The sequence below is a fragment of the Pseudomonas sp. HLS-6 TE3448 genome (genome assembly GCF_053629555.1).
In genome coordinates this window covers 1,611,126-1,627,304 of sequence record NZ_JBRJIO010000001.1, presented here as the reverse complement: position 1 = coordinate 1,627,304, position 16,179 = coordinate 1,611,126, and the positions used below count along the sequence as shown (strand labels likewise).

The following is a 16,179-nucleotide window of genomic DNA, read 5'->3' as shown; positions in this document are numbered from 1 at the left end:
AAGGGGGTCAGATTTTCGGCGGGCCGGGGTAGCCACAGTCGGCCCACGCATCGGGCAGGCTGTACCACGCCATCTGTAACAGTTGAAGCAATGAGCCATGCCCCATGCGTAGCAGGTCGAAGGTGCTGTGCTGCCATCGTTTCAGAAAGGCATGGATCTGCTCGCTACTCGCCTGGTCCCACGCGCCCCATACGCCGGTGAGCGGGCCTCGGGTCAGGGGCAGGCTCAGCACATCGAGTAGCTGTCGGGTCAGTTTCAACATGGCTGGGGAGAGGCAGGCGAGCTTGTCATCCAGGCTACGCAGCACCGCCTCCACCGTGTGCACTGCAGCCGTGCCTTCCAGAACCACGGGAATCAGCGCCCGCAGCATCGGCAGGTCGCTGTCGCGCAGTACCTGCAAGCCCTTGGCCGACGGCGCCGGTGTGCAACCACCCAGCCCAACCGTGGCAAGCAGCGCGGTGGCGCCGAGCCCCAGCTTGAGCAGGCTGCGCCGGTTCAGTGTGTGCAGGTCAGGCAGGCATGTAGTCATTGTTATTGGGCCCGGGGGTATCGCCGAATTAACGGATGAACAGTTTGTACACCAGCTTTTGCAGGGCCTTGCCATAAGGCGGGTAGATCAGCCGTGCCGCATTCAATCGCTGCTTGACCAGCACAGCCTTGGCCTTGCTGAAGGTCAGGAAACCATCATGCCCGTGGTAATGGCCCATGCCAGAAGGGCCGACGCCACCAAACGGCAGGTCATCCTGAGCAACATGCAACAGGGTGTCGTTCAGGCACACCCCACCGGAGTGCGTCTGCTCCAGCACGCGCTGCTGCTCTTGGCGGTTATAGCCAAAGTAATACAGCGCCAGCGGGCGAGGCCGCTGGTTGACGTAGGCCAGGGCATCGTCAAGCTGGCGATAGGGCACAACGGGCAACAGCGGGCCGAAGATTTCGTCCTGCATGACCCGCATGTCGTCGTTGACCTGCAGCAGCACGTGAGGTGCCAACTGCCGGCCTTCGCTGTGCTCGCCGGGGTACAGGTCGAGCACCTGCGCGCCCTTGTCGCGCGCATCGCTGAGGTAGTCATTGAGCCTGGCCAACTGGCGCGAGTTGATGATGGCGCTGTAGTCCGGGTTACCTGCGATCTGTGGATAGAACCGCTGTACCGCCTTGCGGTAGGCGTCGACAAACCCGGCCAAGCGCTGTTCGGGCACCAGTACATAGTCCGGGGCAACACAGGTTTGCCCGGCATTCAGGGTTTTGCCAAAAGCAATCCGTTCGGCTGCAGCCTCCAGTGGTACATCCGCCGAGACGATCGCCGGGGATTTACCCCCAAGTTCCAGCGTCACGGGGGTCAGGTTCTGTGCGGCGGCCTGCATGACCTTGCGCCCGATGGAGGTCGCGCCCGTGAACAGCAGGTGGTCGAACGGTAAGTGTGAGAACGCCTCGCCAACCTCGGCCTCGCCCAACACCACACTGACCAGGTCATCGGGAAAGACCTTCTGCAGCAGGCCTTTGAGCCGTTCGCCAGTGGCCGGCGTGGCTTCGCTAAGCTTGAGCATCACCCGGTTGCCAGCTGCCAGGGCGCCGGTCAGCGGGCCTATGGCAAGAAACAGCGGGTAGTTCCAGGGCACGATCACCCCGACTACGCCCAATGGCTGGTACTCCACCCGCGCACTGGCAGGCTGGAACGCCAGGCCGACCGGGCGCCGAACCGCTTTCATCCAACGCTGCAGATGTCGCTCGGCATGGCGCAGGCCCTGAACACTGGGCATCAGTTCGGCCAGCAGGGTTTCATCGGCACTGCGCGTGGAAAAATCGCAGCCAATCGCCTCGACCAGTTCGTCCTGATGTTCCAACAGCGCCAGGCGCAGGTGCTTCAACCACTGCCGACGCTGAGCCGCAGGCGGCATCGGGTTACCGGCAAAGGCCTGTCGTTGAGCGGCAAAGGTCGCGTTCATTGCATCAAGTGCAGTGGCTAGCGGTAGCGTACTGGCAGTGTCGACGGTCATGCAGTGCTCCACGACAGGGGCAATATGAATAGAGCTAATGCTCTAATATTGCACTGTTGTACCAATTTTAAAAGCCTCTGCCCGGGTACATCCTGCGGTCGATAAACCGTAAGATGGGCCTAATCATTCAAGCTCATGTTTTGGGAGCTGACCCATGGCCCCACGAATCAATACCCGCGAACGCATCGTGCAGAACAGCCTGGAGCTGTTCAACCAGCAAGGCGAGCGCAGTGTGAGTACCAATCACATCGCCGCTCACATGGAGATTTCGCCCGGCAACCTGTACTACCACTTTGCTAACAAGCAGGAAATCATCGCCGTACTGTTCACGCAGTACGAAGAGCAGGTGGACAGTTTCCTGCGCCCGCCAGAAGGGCGGATGGCGACCGTGGAGGACAAGCGCTTCTACCTCAAGGAATTGCTGGCCGCGATGTGGAACTATCGCTTCCTGCACCGCGACCTTGAGCACCTGCTCGACAGCGACCAGGAACTGGCCTCGCGTTACCGCCGCTTTTCTCAGCGCTGCCTGCTGCAGGGGCAGGCGATCTATCGCGGTTTCGTCGAAGCCGGCATCGTTGCGATGGATGCCGTACAGATCGAATCATTGACGCTCAATGCCTGGATCGTGCTGACCTCCTGGGTGCGGTTTCTCTGCACGACCCGCGAGCATTCCGCGCACCTGAGTGAAGAAGCGTTCAAGCGTGGCGTTTATCAGGTGCTGGTACTTGAGCTGGGCTTCGTCACCGCCCAGGCGCGCCCGGCGGTGGATGCCCTGTGTGAAGAATTCTACGTTTCGCTGAACAAGGCACTGGAGCAGTGACGCCCCCGGCCTTTGCTACTCACCCTATTTGAACGATAAGGAGATGGTCATGCCCCTCGCGCAACTGATGAGCCCTGAGCAACTGGCCGAACGGCTCGAACAGCCAAAGCTGGTGGTGCTCGATTGCCGCTTTGCCCTGGACGATGTCGATTACGGTCAGCGCAGTTATGCCGGAGGGCATATCGCCGGTGCGCATTTCGCCGATCTGGAGCGCGACCTTAGCGGCCCGGTGGTCAAGGGCGTGAGTGGACGTCACCCGCTCCCCCAGCCAGGGCGGTTGATTGAACGCCTGCAAAGCTGGGGCGTGGATAACGACAGTGACGTCGTGCTTTATGACGATGGCCCGGGCGCCTTTGCCGCGCGAGCCTGGTGGCTGTTGGCCTGGCTGGGCAAGCGTAGTGGCGTCTATGTGCTCGACGGCGGGCTCAAGGCCTGGCACGCCGCAGGGTTGCCATTGAGCCTGGACCCCGCAGAAAAACGAGAAGGACATTTTTCCGGCAAACCGGATCAGGCCATGCTGGTTTCGGCGCAGCAACTGAACAAACGTCTGGGCTCACCGGAGCTGACCTTGCTTGATGCCCGTGCCTTGCCGCGTTTCCGTGGCGAAGTAGAACCTATCGACCCGGTCGCAGGGCATATCCCGGGCGCCCAGTGCGCAGCCTTCACCGATAACCTGGGCGCTGATGGCCGTTTCCTGCCGGCCGAGCAGTTGCGCCAACGCTTTGCTGCTGTTCTGGGCGCGCGTCAGCCAGAAAACCTGGTGGCCTATTGCGGTTCAGGCGTGACCGCCTGCCATAACCTGTTTGCCCTGTGCCTGGCCGGTTACCCGCTGGCAACGCTGTACGCCGGCTCCTGGAGCGAGTGGATTACCGACCCGCAAAACGCTGTCGCCACCGGCGATTAAGCACCGCTGGCCAACCACTGCGGAATGCGCCGCTCCAGGTAATAGCCGGGGTGGCGCAGGCTCCCGTCGACAAAACCGACATGCCCACCGTGGGCATGCAGTTCCAGAGTGGTCTGCGTCGACAGCTCGTTGTTACCCGGCAGGCTGTGGCGAAACACGAAGGGGTCATCGCTGGACTGGATGATCAGCGTTGGCGTCCGATTTTCCCCGAGAAAGTAACGACTCGATGAACGCCGGTAATAGTCATGGGCGTCGGCAAAGCCGTTCAGCGGCGCAGTGACCTTGCCGTCAAAATCCCAGAACGTGCGCAAATGCTCCAGTGACCCCAGGCGCTCGATAGCCGACAACCCCTCCTGATGGCCGTGGCGCTGGAAATGCCGCTGCTTGTCTTTCACGTAAGCCCGCATCGCGCGCATGAAATGGGCTTGATACACCCGCGAAAAGCCCTGGCCAATTCGGTCGGCACACTGATCCAGGCGAAACGGCACCGAAACCGCCACGGCGGCCTGCAAAGGACAGGCTGTACCGGTCTCGCCCAGGTATTTGAGCAATATGTTGCCACCCAGCGAGTAGCCAACAGCATAGAGCGGTGCAATAGGGCGCTGAGCCTGCAGGTGAGCGATGACTTCGGCAAGGTCCTCGCTGGCGCCAGAGTGGTAGCTGCGCGGTAACAGGTTCGGCTCGCCTGAACAGCCTCGCCAGTTCACCGCGACACTGCCCCAGCCTTGCAGGGCCAGTGCCTGCTGCACGCCGAGGATATAAGGCGATGACGAAGAACCGGTGAGGCCATGCAACAACACCACAAGAGGCGCATCAATGCTGTGCGGGCCATGCCAGTCAAGGTCAAGGAAGTCACCGTCCTTGAGCCAAAGGCGTTCACGCCGGCGCGACGGCACCGCAAGCTTGCGCCATAGCGGGCCCCACAAGGTTTGCAGATGGGGGTTGCCCAGCCCGGGGGCTGGGCGAAAGACAGGGGTATTGAAGGCTGCGGCCAACGTCGATTCCTCTTCGTGCATCGACTACGTTGCCACAAACCTGAATGCTTGTACCGCCTCTATTCGTCGGTTTGCGCAATCAACGAGAGATCAGGCAACGGCTCCTGAGGCACCTCGGGGCCCACACTGATGAACACCGACTTCGTGAGGTCCAACTTACGATTTACAGCAAGCCTGACAGCCTCTGGCGTCAAGGCGAAAGCCTCTTCCTGTTGCCGCTGAATGTAATCAAGCGGCCTACCGTTGAAGCCTATGGCAGAAATTTTCCGCACCGCGAGGGCGTTGACCGAAATTGAGTTGAGCGCTTCGCTACGAAATAGCTGTCTGGCCAGGTCCAGCTCTTCTTGGGTGGGGCCGTTACGCAGGAATGTCTCCAGCATCTCACTGACCAACGCTTGAGAAGCCTCGTTGTAGCGGGGCTCTACATCCCATTTGATCTGCAACGAACCGCCAGCCTTGAACGGCATGAACGTGGCCACAACACCATAGGTCAGCCCACGTTTATGGCGCAGTTCATTCGTCAGACGTGCGTTGGGATGGTTGCCCAATAAAATACTGGCAATCTCCATGGCAACGTAATCCGGGTCGTCTAGCGTGACGCTCGGAAATGCCAGCATGACATCGGTTTGTGCATTCGGGCGCTCAAAATGCAGAACCTCAGGCTCAGCTTCTGGCGTACTGGCAATCGGAGGTTGAGCCGGCCCCTCGGGCAGCGCCTGGCTAACGGTTTCGGCAATGGCCTTGGCCTCCTCCAGCGCCAGATCACCGATCAGTGAAATGACCATGTTCTGGGGGGTGTAGGTCTGGCTGTGAAACCTGTGCAAGGCTTCGCGGGTAACCGCTGCAATACCCTCTGGCGTGCCCCCTGACGGCTGGGCGTAGGGGTGGCCACGAAAGAGCTGGGCATATAACTCGTTCTTCAGGAAAAACGGCATCCAATTGTTGTCATCGTTCAACTGATTGAGCATCTCCCCTTTCAACCGCTGCAACTGAGTGGCGCCCAGCGTGGGCTTGCCAACCACCTCGGCGAACAGCTCAACCAGCGGTATACGGTGCTCGGCAGCGCTCAGGCTGCGCAGCGAAACAGAGACAGAGTCCGCTTCGTAACGGGTCGAGAACTTAGCGCCGTGCCGCTCGAACAGTTCGGCAATTTCGTCGGTGTTGTAGTCTTTGGTTCCTTCGTTGAGCATGCTCACGGTAAGCGCTGATAACCCGGGCGTGTCGCCATCCCGGACGCTGCCGGCATCAATCTTCAGCACCAGATCAAACATGGGCAGGCCAGGCGAATGCACGAATAGCACCTGAGTGCCTGCGTCGGTACGCCAGGTCTGAATGTCCTGCTTTATCTCGGGGTGGCTGAGCAGATCAATCTCGTGAGGTGAGGTAAGCCCACCGAACAGTTCGTCCGTTGCTGTTGCGGCGGTAGAGGTCATCAGGGTGAAGAGCGCAACGCTTAATACGCCAATCACGCCATGACGCATACGTGCCTTGAGGTTATTCATGGTCGGCCTCCTTGGCCTGCAGATGGGCAATGGTCAAACGCTCACGCGTCAACAGGCTTTGGGCGGCGTGCTGAACATCCTCGGCGGTGACAGCTTGCAGTGCCTGGATTTCGTCGTTGAGGTAGGTCAGCGGTAAACCGCTGCCGACGAACTCGCCGATGGCATCGGCCTGTGCACCCAATTCGTCGCGGACATACACCTGCGAAGCGATCAAACGCGCTTTGGCACGTGCCAGTTCGGCTGCTGTAGGTGGCGTGGACTTGAGTGCTTCGAGCATTTCCCAGATCCGCATTTCGACGTCAGCCAATGCGGGCTGGGTGGTCGGGTTTGGGAACGCATCCAGCGTCAGCAGCGTGTCGCCGCGTCGGTAGGGCTCGTAGGAAGACTGTACATAGGACAGCATTTTTTCATGACGGATCAGCTGGGCGTTCATGCGTGAACTGAAGCCTTCCGTGAGTATCTGAGGAATCAGGCGCAATGCCAGGGGCAGATGAGGCGCTTCAGCCGTTGCAGCACTGGGGACGTTAAAGGCCAGTATCAGGCCAGGCTCCAACTGGGGCAGGCGCAAGTCCAGGCGGCGCTCGCCCACGCTACCCTGCTCGCGAGGCACTTTCTTCACCGGAGTGTCTCGGCGCGCAATGGCGCCGAAGTAACGCTCGACCATGGGTTTAAGCGTTTCAAGGCTTACGTCACCCACCACCACAAGGGTGGCGTTGTTGGGGACATACCAGTCGCGATACCACTGCCGCAGCTCCTCAACGCGCATCTGTTCAAGGTCGTTTGCCCAACCAATTGTCGGCGTCCGGTAGCTGCTCTGCGCATAAGCGTGGGCCTGGACCCGTTCCTGAGCCAACATGATCGGCGCGTTGTCCACGCGGCGGCGGCGCTCAGCCTTTACTACCTCGATCTCACGCGCATATTCCGTTGCGCCCAAACGTGCAGTTTCCATCGCGTCAGCGGCTGCCTCCAAGGCAATTGCAAGCCGGTCGCTGGGCAAGGTCTGGTGAAATACCGTGGCGTCATGTGTAGTGAAGGCGTTTTCCGTGGCCCCGATGCGGGCGAATATCTTTGCAATCTGGCCGGGGCCGATTTTGCTGCTGCCCTCGAACATCAAGTGTTCCAATGCATGGGACAATCCCGATTGGCCGGGGTATTCGTAGCTGGAGCCGACGTGGTACCACAGCTGCGATTCAACGAGAGGGGCACGCCGATCTTCTCGCAAAATGACCTGCAGGCCATTGTCGAGGGTGAAGTGCTGCAAGGGGGCGGGTTCACTGGCCGTTGCCAATAGCGGCAGGCCGGGGGCAAGACAGGCGAGCGCCCATCGCAAGGTTTTTTTGATCATGGGAAGTACTCCATAAAGTGGCATCAATTGCCGGAGTAGCTTCTGTGTTCTGCCAAAGGGGATGGGTGTAGATAGTTATTGAGGTGTCAGGCCCGCCGAGCGGCGGGCCTGATGTGCGATCAGCTGCGCTGCCACAACGCGTAGTGCACCTGGCCGGCCTTTTTCTCCCGGTGCAGCCGCCAGTTGCCGGGCATGTGCAGGCTCGACGGCGCGGCCTCACTCTCGGTGTAGATCCAGGCGCGTGGCGCCAGCCATTGGCGCTCTTCAAGCAGGCTGCAGGTCGTGCTCAGCAGGTCCTGGTGAAACGGCGGATCGAGAAACACCACATCAAAGGGAGCACTTGGTTCGCCCTGCAGGTAACGCTGGGCGTCACTCTGGATAACCTGGCCAAGCGTGCAGCGCAGGAGTTCCAGGTTCTGCTTGAGGCTGGCAATCGCAGCCGGATTGTTGTCCAGCGCTACCGCAGAGGCGGCACCGCGCGACAACGCTTCAAGGTACAACGCCCCGCTGCCACTGAAAGCATCCAGCACACGCGCGCCTTCGATGTAGGCAGCCAGCCAGTTGAACAGGGTTTCTCGCACCCGGTCCGGGGTCGGGCGCAAGCCTGGGCCGTCGGGGAAATTCAGACGACGGCTACGCCATTCGCCGCCAATGATGCGCAGCTGGCCCTGGCCATTGTGGGCACGGGCCGGTTTTGCGGATGGACTTGCCATTAATGCTCCGGAACACCGAGCGGTTGCTCGGCGGGTTTGTCTGTAGGGGGTGGCAAAGGCTTTTGCGGCACACTCGGCCCCGCCGTAACGATGACCATCTTGTCAGCCACCAGGTGCTTGTTCAGCGCCGCCTTGACCTGCTCGGTGGTCAGGCTCTGGGACTGCTGCATGTAGTCTTCCAAGTAGGTCAGCGGCAGGTTGTAGAAGCCGATAGCGCCCAGTTGGCCAACGATACTGGCGTTGCTGGCATTGGACAGCGGGAAGCTGCCGGCCAACTCACGCTTGGCGTCGTCCAGCTCTTGCTGGGTAGGACCGGTTTTCAGGTAGTCACGCAGAATGTCCTGAACCAGTTTCAGGGTGCCCTCGCTGAGTTCGGCGCGGGTCTGCAGGTTGATCAGGAACGGCCCACGTGCCTGCATCGGCGTGAACCCGGAGTACACCCCGTAGGTCAGGCCGCGTTTTTCCCGTACTTCGCTCATCAGCCGCGTGCCGAATGTACCGCCACCCAGGATCTGGTTACCCAGCATCAGCGCGGCATAATCCGGATCGTTGCGGTCGATGCCCAATTGGGCGAGCAGCAGATGAGTCTGCTTGGACGGGAAGTCGATATGGCTGGCGCCCGGCGTGGGCTCGCTCGGCTCGGCGACTTTGGCCAGTGCCGGGCCTTTAGGCAGCGCGGCAGACACCTGGGCAGCGATCTTTTCGGCGTCTTCGCGGCTCAGGTCACCCACCAGTGCGATCACGACGTTACCTGCGGCGTAGGCCTTGGCATGGAAAGCACGCAGTTGTTCGACGGTAATCGGGGTAATGCTCTTGGCATTGCCATCGCTCGGGTGAGCGTAGGGGTGGCTGCCGTAGAGACGTTCGAACAGTTGCTGGCTCGCCAGTTTGCCGGGGTTCTGTTTCTGGTACTCGAAACCCGCCAGCAACTGGTTCTTGATTCGCGCCAGTGCATCGCTCGGGAACGTCGGCTTGCCGACCACCTCAGCGAACAGTTTGAGCGCAGGCTCACGCTTGCTTGTGCTGCTCAGGCTACGCAGGGTGGCAACAGCCATGTCGCGGTAGGCGCCGTTACCGAAATCGGCACCCAAGCCTTCGAAACCTTCGGCAATGGCACTGACGTCCTTACCGGCAACGCCTTCGTTGAGCATGGCATTGGTCAGGGTCGCCAAGCCAGGGGCATCGCCATCCTGGCTACTGCCTGCAGCGAAAGTCAGGCGCAGGTCGAACATCGGCAGCTCACGGGCTTCGACGAACAGCACCTTGGCGCCCTCAGCGGTGTTCCAGGTCTGGATATCCAGTTGGCGGCGACTCGGCGCCTTGTCGTCGAGCTCAGCCAGCGACTGCAAGGTATTGCTTGGCTTTGCCGCCGGTTGTTCTGCGACCGCAGCGTTATCGGACTGGGCAGGGCGGGCCAGGAAGAATGCCAGCAGTGCCACCGCCAGCAGGATACCCAGGCCCATCAGGGTGTAACGGGGAGTCGTGCGCTCACTCATGAGCCTTTTCCTCGGGCAATACGTGGGCGATGCTCAGGCGCTCGCGGGTGAAGTAGGTGCTCGCGGCCTTCTGGATGTCAGCCGGGGTCACGTTTTTCAGCTCGTCCAGTTCGTTGTCGATCAACTTCCAGGACAGGCCAACCGTCTCCAACTGGCCAATGGTGGTGGCCTGGCTGCTGATGGAGTCGCGGTTGTAGACCAACCCGGCGATCACTTGGGCGCGAACACGCTCAAGCTCTTCAGCCGACGGCGGCGTGGTCTTCAGCTCTTCGAGCAGCTTCCAGATACCGGCCTCGACGTCGGCCAGGGTCTTGTTCTTCTGGGTATTGGGCGTGGCCGAAATCACGAACAGGCTGTCACCACGGGCAAAGGCGTCGTAGTTGGTAGACGCCCCGGAAACCAGTTCCTGCTCACGCTCGAGGCGGGTAGACAGGCGGGCGCTGTAGCCCCCATCAAGCAGGGCCGAGATCAGGCGCAGGGCGTGTACGGTACTCGGGTCCTTGGCGGTTGCCAGGCTCGGTACGTTGAAGCCGTAGATCAGGCTCGGCAGTTGGGTGCGCACATGCAGCGTCAGCTGGCGCAGACCAGGCTCGGCCAGTTCCAGCGGAAGCTTCGCCGAGGGCACCGGACGCTTGGGAATACCGCCGAAAAAGCGCTGGGCGAGGGTTTTGACCTCGTCCGGGGTGACGTCGCCGACCACGACCAAGGTGGCGTTGTTCGGCACATACCAGGACTGATACCAATGGCGCAGGTCTTCGACGGTCATGCGCTCAAGGTCGGCCATCCAGCCGATGGTCGGTGTGTGGTAGCCGCTGGCCGGATAAGCCATCGCGTTGAACCGCTCGTAGGCCTTGGCAGTCGGCTGATCGTCGGTGCGCAGGCGGCGCTCTTCCTTGATGACTTCGATTTCACGGCTGAATTCGTCGGCAGGCAGGCGCAGGCTGGCCATGCGGTCGGCTTCCAGCTCAAAGGCCACCGGCAAACGGTCGCGGGCCAGCACCTGGTAATAGGCGGTGTAGTCATCGCTGGTGAAGGCGTTTTCTTCGGCGCCCAGGTCACGCAGGATGCGAGAAGCTTCGCCAGGGCCAAGTTTCTCGCTGCCCTTGAACATCATGTGCTCCAAGGCATGGGACAAACCGGTCTGCCCCGGCGTCTCATAGCTGGAACCCACCTTGTACCAGACCTGCGAAACCACCACGGGGGCGCGGTGGTCCTCGCGCACGACCACTTTGAGGCCGTTGTCGAGGGTGAACTCGTGAGTGGGCTGCGGATCGGCGGCAAAGGCCGCGAACGGCAGAATAACTGTGCTGAGCAGCAGGCCAGTGGCACGGCGGGCTAGAGCATTCATTCGTTGTTCAACCTGTAGGACTGCCCGCTTGGTCTTAGCGTCTGCGGGCGAGGAGGTGCTAGGATACTGATCCGGTTGCCAGACGACCATGCCTGTCGGGGTTCAAGCCCGAAGGCTTCTCGACAAAATGTGCGCATGAACAAGCCGGTTTAAACATAGTCTGTTCTGCGTTGAAAGAATTTTTTGAGGCGCCACAGTGGCGCATCGCTACCCTGAGATAGCCGTCTTCCATGTTTGGTTCCAACGACGACAAAAAGAACCCGGCCCCGGCCGGTGAAAAGAAGGGCCTGTTCGGTTGGCTGCGCAAGAAGCAGCCGGTTGTCGAACAGCCACAGCCGCCCGCCCAGGATGTACCTGAGCAGGTCGCGCCAACCGTCGCCGAGCCGGCGATCAACGTCGCCCCTGTTTCGGCCCCGACACCCGCAACGCCTGTTGCAGAGGTTGCCCCCGCTGCGGCCCCGGCAACACCGCCTGCCGGGTTGACCTTGCCGGTTCCAGAGGAGCCGGTGGCACTGATGGCTGACCTCGAGCCGCATTCGCCGCCCCCGATTCCCCATCGCGATGCACCGGTTGCGCCGCTCGAATCGACCCCGCCGGTGGTTGCAGCGCCTGCGCCAGCCGCCGAACCTGCACCTGCACCTGCACCTGCACCTGCACCTGCACCTGCGCCGGTCGTAACTGCGCCGATCACTCAGGCAGCGCCACCTGCGCCTGTGGCTGCACCAGTCGAGCCAGCGCCAGAGCGTACCGAAGAAGCCAAAACCGGTTTCTTTGCCCGCCTCAAGCAAGGCCTGTCGAAAACCAGCGCCAGCATCGGCGAAGGCATGGCCAGCCTGTTCCTGGGCAAGAAGGCTATCGACGACGACTTGCTCGACGAAATCGAAACCCGTCTGCTGACCGCCGACGTCGGCGTTGAAGCCACATCGGTAATCATCCAGAGCCTGACCCAGAAGGTCGCGCGCAAGCAGTTGGCTGACAGCGATGCCCTGTATAAATCGCTGCAAGGCGAACTGGCCGACCTGCTCAAGCCTGTTGAACAACCGTTGCGCATCCAGTCGCAGAGCACGCCTTTCGTGATTCTGGTCGTCGGTGTCAATGGCGCGGGCAAGACCACCACCATCGGCAAACTGGCGAAGAAACTGCAGCTTGAAGGCAAGAAAGTCATGCTGGCAGCAGGCGACACCTTCCGTGCCGCCGCAGTCGAGCAGTTGCAGGTGTGGGGTGAGCGCAACAATATCCCGGTCATTGCCCAGCACACCGGCGCCGACTCGGCCTCGGTCATCTTTGACGCACTGCAGGCCGCCAAAGCCCGCGGTATCGACGTGCTGATCGCCGACACTGCAGGCCGCCTGCATACCAAAGACAACCTGATGGAAGAACTCAAGAAGGTCCGTCGGGTAATGGGCAAACTCGATGCGGCTGCCCCACACGAAGTCCTGCTGGTGCTGGACGCCGGCACCGGGCAGAACGCCATCAATCAGGCCAAGCACTTCAACCAGAGCGTTGAGCTGACCGGCCTGGCATTGACCAAACTCGACGGCACCGCCAAAGGCGGGGTGATCTTCGCCCTGGCCAAGCAGTTTGGCTTGCCAATTCGTTACATTGGTGTGGGCGAAGGCATCGACGATCTGCGGACCTTCGAGGCCGAACCCTTTGTGAAAGCACTGTTTGCCGAGCGGGAGCATCCATGATCCGATTCGAACAGGTCGCCAAACGCTATCCGAATGGTCACGTTGGCCTGCATGAATTGAGTTTTCGGGTACGTCGGGGCGAATTCCTGTTCGTCACCGGCCATTCCGGCGCAGGCAAGAGCACCTTGCTGCGCCTGCTGCTGGCCATGGAACGTCCGACCAGCGGCAAGTTGCTGCTGGCTGGCCAGGACCTGGGGCAGATCAGCAACGCACAGATCCCATTCTTACGCCGCCAGATTGGCGTAGTGTTCCAGAACCACCAGTTGCTGTTCGACCGCACCGTGTTCAACAACGTCGCCCTGCCGCTGCAGATTCTTGGCCTGTCCAAGGTCGAGGTAGCCAAGCGGGTCGACTCCGCACTTGAACGCGTGGCCTTGTCGGACAAAGCCGAGCTGTACCCCGGCGACTTGTCCACAGGGCAACAGCAGCGCGTCGGTATCGCCCGGGCCATCGTTCACCGCCCGGCCTTGCTGCTGGCCGATGAACCGACCGGTAACCTTGACCCGCGCCTGGCTGCAGAGATCATGGGTGTTTTCGAAGACATTAACCGCCTGGGCACCAGCGTGCTGATCGCCAGCCACGACCTGGCACTGATCGCACGCATGCGTCACCGCATGCTGACCTTGCAGCGCGGCCGTCTGATCGGCGATGGGGAGGCCGGGCAATGAGTGCAACACGTAGTCCCAAGGTTTCCGAGCGGGTGGCACCGAAACCGGCCGACCCTGCACCGGAGAAGAAAAAACGCGGCAACGACGACGATGACGGCCCGGACTTCGGCACCCTGCTGCACGCGTGGCTGGAAAGCCACCGCTCGAGCCTGCTCGACAGCCTGCGTCGCCTGGGCAAACAACCGATTGGCAGCTTCTTCACCTGCCTGGTGATGGCCGTCGCCCTGAGCCTGCCCATGGGCCTGTCATTGCTGCTGAGCAACGTCGAGCGGCTCGGCGGCTCCTGGCAGCGCGCAGCGCAAATCTCTTTGTACCTGAAGCTGGACGCCAGCAGCCGTGACGGCGAAGCCTTGCGCGACCAGATCAAAGGCATTGCGGGTGTTGCCGAGGCAGAGTTTGTCAGCCGTGATCAGGCCCTCAACGAGTTTCAGAAGCAGTCCGGCCTGGGCGAAGCCCTGCGCGAGCTGCCCGAAAACCCGTTACCCGGTGTAATCGTGGTCACCCCGAAGGAAGTCGACAAACCGGCCCTCGAGGCCTTGCGTCAGCGTCTGGCCGAACTGCCACGGGTTGAACTGGCCCAACTGGACCTGGTCTGGGTCGAGCGCCTGGCAGCGATCCTGAAGCTGGGTGACCGCTTTGTCTTCGGTCTGACCGTGCTGCTGGTCTCGGCGTTGCTGCTGGTAATTGGTAACACCATTCGTCTGCATATCGAGAACCGCCGCATCGAAATTGAAGTCATCAAGCTGGTCGGTGGTACCGATAGCTATGTCCGTCGACCGTTCCTGTACATGGGCGCACTCTACGGATTTGGCGCAGGCGTACTGTCCTGGGGCGTGCTGGCATTTGGCTTGAACTGGCTGAATGATGCGGTGATCGGGCTTTCTGGCCTCTACGGTAGCGATTTCGCACTGGCAGGTGTGCCGCCAGCCGATGGTCTATCGCTCTTGCTTGGTGCAGTGTTGTTAGGGTATATCGGTGCTTGGATTGCGGTCGCTCGTCACTTGAGCGAGCTCGCACCGCGATAAAAGTGTCTTTTTGCCTGCATTGACGTAGCGTTTGGGGGAACTTGTTCTGGGTTCCCCGGTCAATGTTGGCAGTGCCCACGGGCACGAATTCAGTGAGTCGGAGGTTTTTTCGTATGACCACTTCGTTGCAACCTGCTTATGCCCTGGTCCCCGGTGCAAACCTGGAGGCCTACGTACACACGGTCAACAGCATCCCTTTGCTGACCGTCGAGCAGGAGCGTGAACTGGCCGAGAGTCTCTACTACCAGCAGGATCTTGAGGCGGCTCGGCAAATGGTGCTCGCCCACCTGCGTTTTGTCGTGCATATCGCCCGCAGTTACTCGGGTTACGGGCTGGCCCAGGCTGACCTGATCCAGGAAGGTAACGTTGGCCTGATGAAGGCGGTCAAACGCTTCAATCCGGAAATGGGCGTTCGTCTGGTGTCGTTCGCCGTGCACTGGATCAAGGCCGAGATCCACGAATTCATCCTGCGTAACTGGCGGATCGTCAAAGTCGCGACCACCAAGGCTCAGCGCAAGCTGTTCTTCAACCTGCGCAGCCAAAAGAAACGTCTGGCCTGGCTGAACAACGATGAAGTGCATCGTGTAGCCGAAAGCCTGGGTGTAGAGCCGCGTGAAGTCCGCGAGATGGAAAGCCGCCTGACTGGTCAGGACATGGCCTTCGACCCAGCCGCTGAAGCGGACGACGACAGCGCCTTCCAGTCTCCAGCCAACTACCTGGAAGACCACCGTTACGACCCGGCCCGTCAGCTTGAGGATGCCGACTGGAGCGACAACTCCACCAGCAACCTGCACGAAGCCCTGCAAGGCCTGGATGAGCGTAGCCGCGACATTCTCTACCAGCGCTGGCTGGCCGAAGAAAAGGCCACCCTGCATGACCTGGCTGAGAAATACAGCGTGTCGGCTGAGCGTATTCGCCAGCTGGAGAAAAACGCGATGAACAAGGTCAAGGCGCTGATCGTCGCCTGAGACCGCCTTAGCGGCCCAAACCCATCGTTGGCAAGCCAACTCCCACACCGCCTTGTGCAATCCAGTGGGAGTCAGGCTTGCCTGCGATACAGGCGCCGCGAACCGACTGCCCTGCAGAATCATGCGCTCGCTACGTTGACGTAGGCGCCGGCCCTGCCGACGACACCGGCATCCCATCCAATACGCCTTCAACCAATGCCTTGGCCATTTCCGCCGAATGCAGCACCGACCACAACATCCCACGCCCGGTTTCTTCGGCATGGTGCTGGCAGTAGTAGTCGGTAACGTCACGGATACCACGCAGCAATAGGGTCGCATGAACCAGCGCGTCTTCGGCCTGGACACCGCTGCAAACGCTGAACATCGGAGGATGACTGGACTGGCAGGTGCCAAAAGGGATGGCGGCAGTGGTGCCAAGGGCGGGCGGCGGATCGGGGACGATTTTTTTCATGGTGCAGCCTCCAAACTCATTATTGAAGCTGACCACCCCTCCTTCTCACAGAATGGGTGGCAGCCATGCGCGGGGTGAGAAACCGGCGAGTTTGGAAACCGGCCAGGCATAAGCCTGCCCGCGCACAGCTACCATAAAGACGCTGCTACACGAAAACTCGCGGGTTCTCACGCCCGATCGCCGATGGAGCGGCGACTGAACGAAAGTAATCTCACGATTCCCCCCGAACAACCTTTCGAGTTCGACAGCGCTCGTAGGA

Annotated in this window: 15 protein-coding genes; 6 read left to right on the top strand and 9 right to left on the bottom strand. The window is 60.9% G+C overall.

All coding sequences use genetic code 11. The annotated features are described in order from the left end of the window. Positions 1-7: 7 nt before the first annotated feature. Together AB7M23_RS07615 and AB7M23_RS07610 are read right to left on the bottom strand one after the other, a co-directional pair. Entirely contained in the window at positions 8-499 is a 492-nt protein-coding gene (locus AB7M23_RS07615) for a twin-arginine translocation pathway signal protein (RefSeq protein ID WP_099776506.1), read from the bottom strand. Positions 500-557: 58 nt separating this feature from the next. Next, a complete protein-coding gene (locus tag AB7M23_RS07610) occupies positions 558-1,994 on the bottom strand; it encodes a coniferyl aldehyde dehydrogenase (protein WP_454240537.1) in 1,437 nt (478 codons plus the stop codon). A gap of 154 nt (positions 1,995-2,148) precedes the next feature. On the opposite strand from AB7M23_RS07610, the gene AB7M23_RS07605 reads away from it, so the two are divergent. After that, positions 2,149-2,814 carry a TetR/AcrR family transcriptional regulator gene (locus AB7M23_RS07605; RefSeq protein ID WP_065758172.1) on the top strand — a complete coding sequence of 222 codons (666 nt, stop codon included), beginning with the start codon at positions 2,149-2,151 and terminating at the stop codon, positions 2,812-2,814. Positions 2,815-2,863: 49 nt separating this feature from the next. Then, on the top strand, positions 2,864-3,718 hold the full coding sequence (locus AB7M23_RS07600; RefSeq protein WP_065758171.1) for a sulfurtransferase: 855 nt from the start codon (positions 2,864-2,866) through the stop codon (positions 3,716-3,718). Here AB7M23_RS07600 and AB7M23_RS07595 read toward each other — a convergent pair. From AB7M23_RS07595 to AB7M23_RS07570, 6 genes are all read right to left on the bottom strand, one after another. Continuing rightward, positions 3,715-4,734 carry a hydrolase gene (locus tag AB7M23_RS07595; protein ID WP_454240536.1) on the bottom strand — a complete coding sequence of 340 codons (1,020 nt, stop codon included), beginning with the start codon at positions 4,732-4,734 and terminating at the stop codon, positions 3,715-3,717. The genes AB7M23_RS07600 and AB7M23_RS07595 overlap by 4 nt on opposite strands. 38 nt (positions 4,735-4,772) lie before the next feature. Continuing rightward, complete coding sequence (locus tag AB7M23_RS07590; protein WP_454240535.1) at positions 4,773-6,215, bottom strand: M16 family metallopeptidase; 1,443 nt, start codon at positions 6,213-6,215, stop codon at positions 4,773-4,775. Then, entirely contained in the window at positions 6,208-7,560 is a 1,353-nt protein-coding gene (locus tag AB7M23_RS07585) for a M16 family metallopeptidase (RefSeq protein ID WP_454240534.1), read from the bottom strand. Before AB7M23_RS07585 ends, AB7M23_RS07590 begins: the two co-directional genes overlap by 8 nt. Before the next feature lie 119 nt (positions 7,561-7,679). Continuing rightward, positions 7,680-8,273 (bottom strand): 16S rRNA (guanine(966)-N(2))-methyltransferase RsmD, encoded by a 594-nt coding sequence (rsmD, locus tag AB7M23_RS07580; protein ID WP_330522210.1) that lies wholly within the window; start codon positions 8,271-8,273, stop codon positions 7,680-7,682. Further along, entirely contained in the window at positions 8,273-9,769 is a 1,497-nt protein-coding gene (locus tag AB7M23_RS07575; protein ID WP_065758166.1) for a M16 family metallopeptidase, read from the bottom strand. Before AB7M23_RS07575 ends, rsmD begins: the two co-directional genes overlap by 1 nt. After that, entirely contained in the window at positions 9,762-11,117 is a 1,356-nt protein-coding gene (locus AB7M23_RS07570) for a M16 family metallopeptidase (RefSeq protein WP_454240533.1), read from the bottom strand. Before AB7M23_RS07570 ends, AB7M23_RS07575 begins: the two co-directional genes overlap by 8 nt. A 230-nt stretch (positions 11,118-11,347) precedes the next feature. Here AB7M23_RS07570 and ftsY point away from each other — a divergent pair, with 230 nt between their 5' ends. The 4 genes from ftsY to rpoH all read left to right on the top strand — a co-directional run bounded on the left by ftsY (position 11,348) and on the right by rpoH (position 15,469). Then, positions 11,348-12,808, top strand: a complete 1,461-nt coding sequence (gene ftsY / locus AB7M23_RS07565; RefSeq protein WP_454240532.1) for a signal recognition particle-docking protein FtsY — start codon at positions 11,348-11,350, stop codon at positions 12,806-12,808. Next, positions 12,805-13,476 (top strand): cell division ATP-binding protein FtsE, encoded by a 672-nt coding sequence (gene ftsE, locus AB7M23_RS07560; RefSeq protein ID WP_065757980.1) that lies wholly within the window; start codon positions 12,805-12,807, stop codon positions 13,474-13,476. The genes ftsY and ftsE overlap by 4 nt, the downstream gene beginning before the upstream one ends. Beyond that, the gene (gene ftsX, locus AB7M23_RS07555) at positions 13,473-14,501 is read left to right on the top strand and encodes a permease-like cell division protein FtsX (RefSeq protein ID WP_065757981.1); all 1,029 of its coding nucleotides are present in this window, start codon (positions 13,473-13,475) and stop codon (positions 14,499-14,501) included. The genes ftsE and ftsX overlap by 4 nt, the downstream gene beginning before the upstream one ends. Positions 14,502-14,614: 113 nt before the next feature. After that, positions 14,615-15,469 (top strand): RNA polymerase sigma factor RpoH, encoded by an 855-nt coding sequence (rpoH, locus tag AB7M23_RS07550; RefSeq protein ID WP_065757982.1) that lies wholly within the window; start codon positions 14,615-14,617, stop codon positions 15,467-15,469. Positions 15,470-15,599: 130 nt separating this feature from the next. Here rpoH and AB7M23_RS07545 read toward each other — a convergent pair whose 3' ends face one another. Further along, positions 15,600-15,920 carry a DUF3077 domain-containing protein gene (locus AB7M23_RS07545; protein WP_065757983.1) on the bottom strand — a complete coding sequence of 107 codons (321 nt, stop codon included), beginning with the start codon at positions 15,918-15,920 and terminating at the stop codon, positions 15,600-15,602. Between the last annotated feature and the right edge of the window lie 259 nt (positions 15,921-16,179).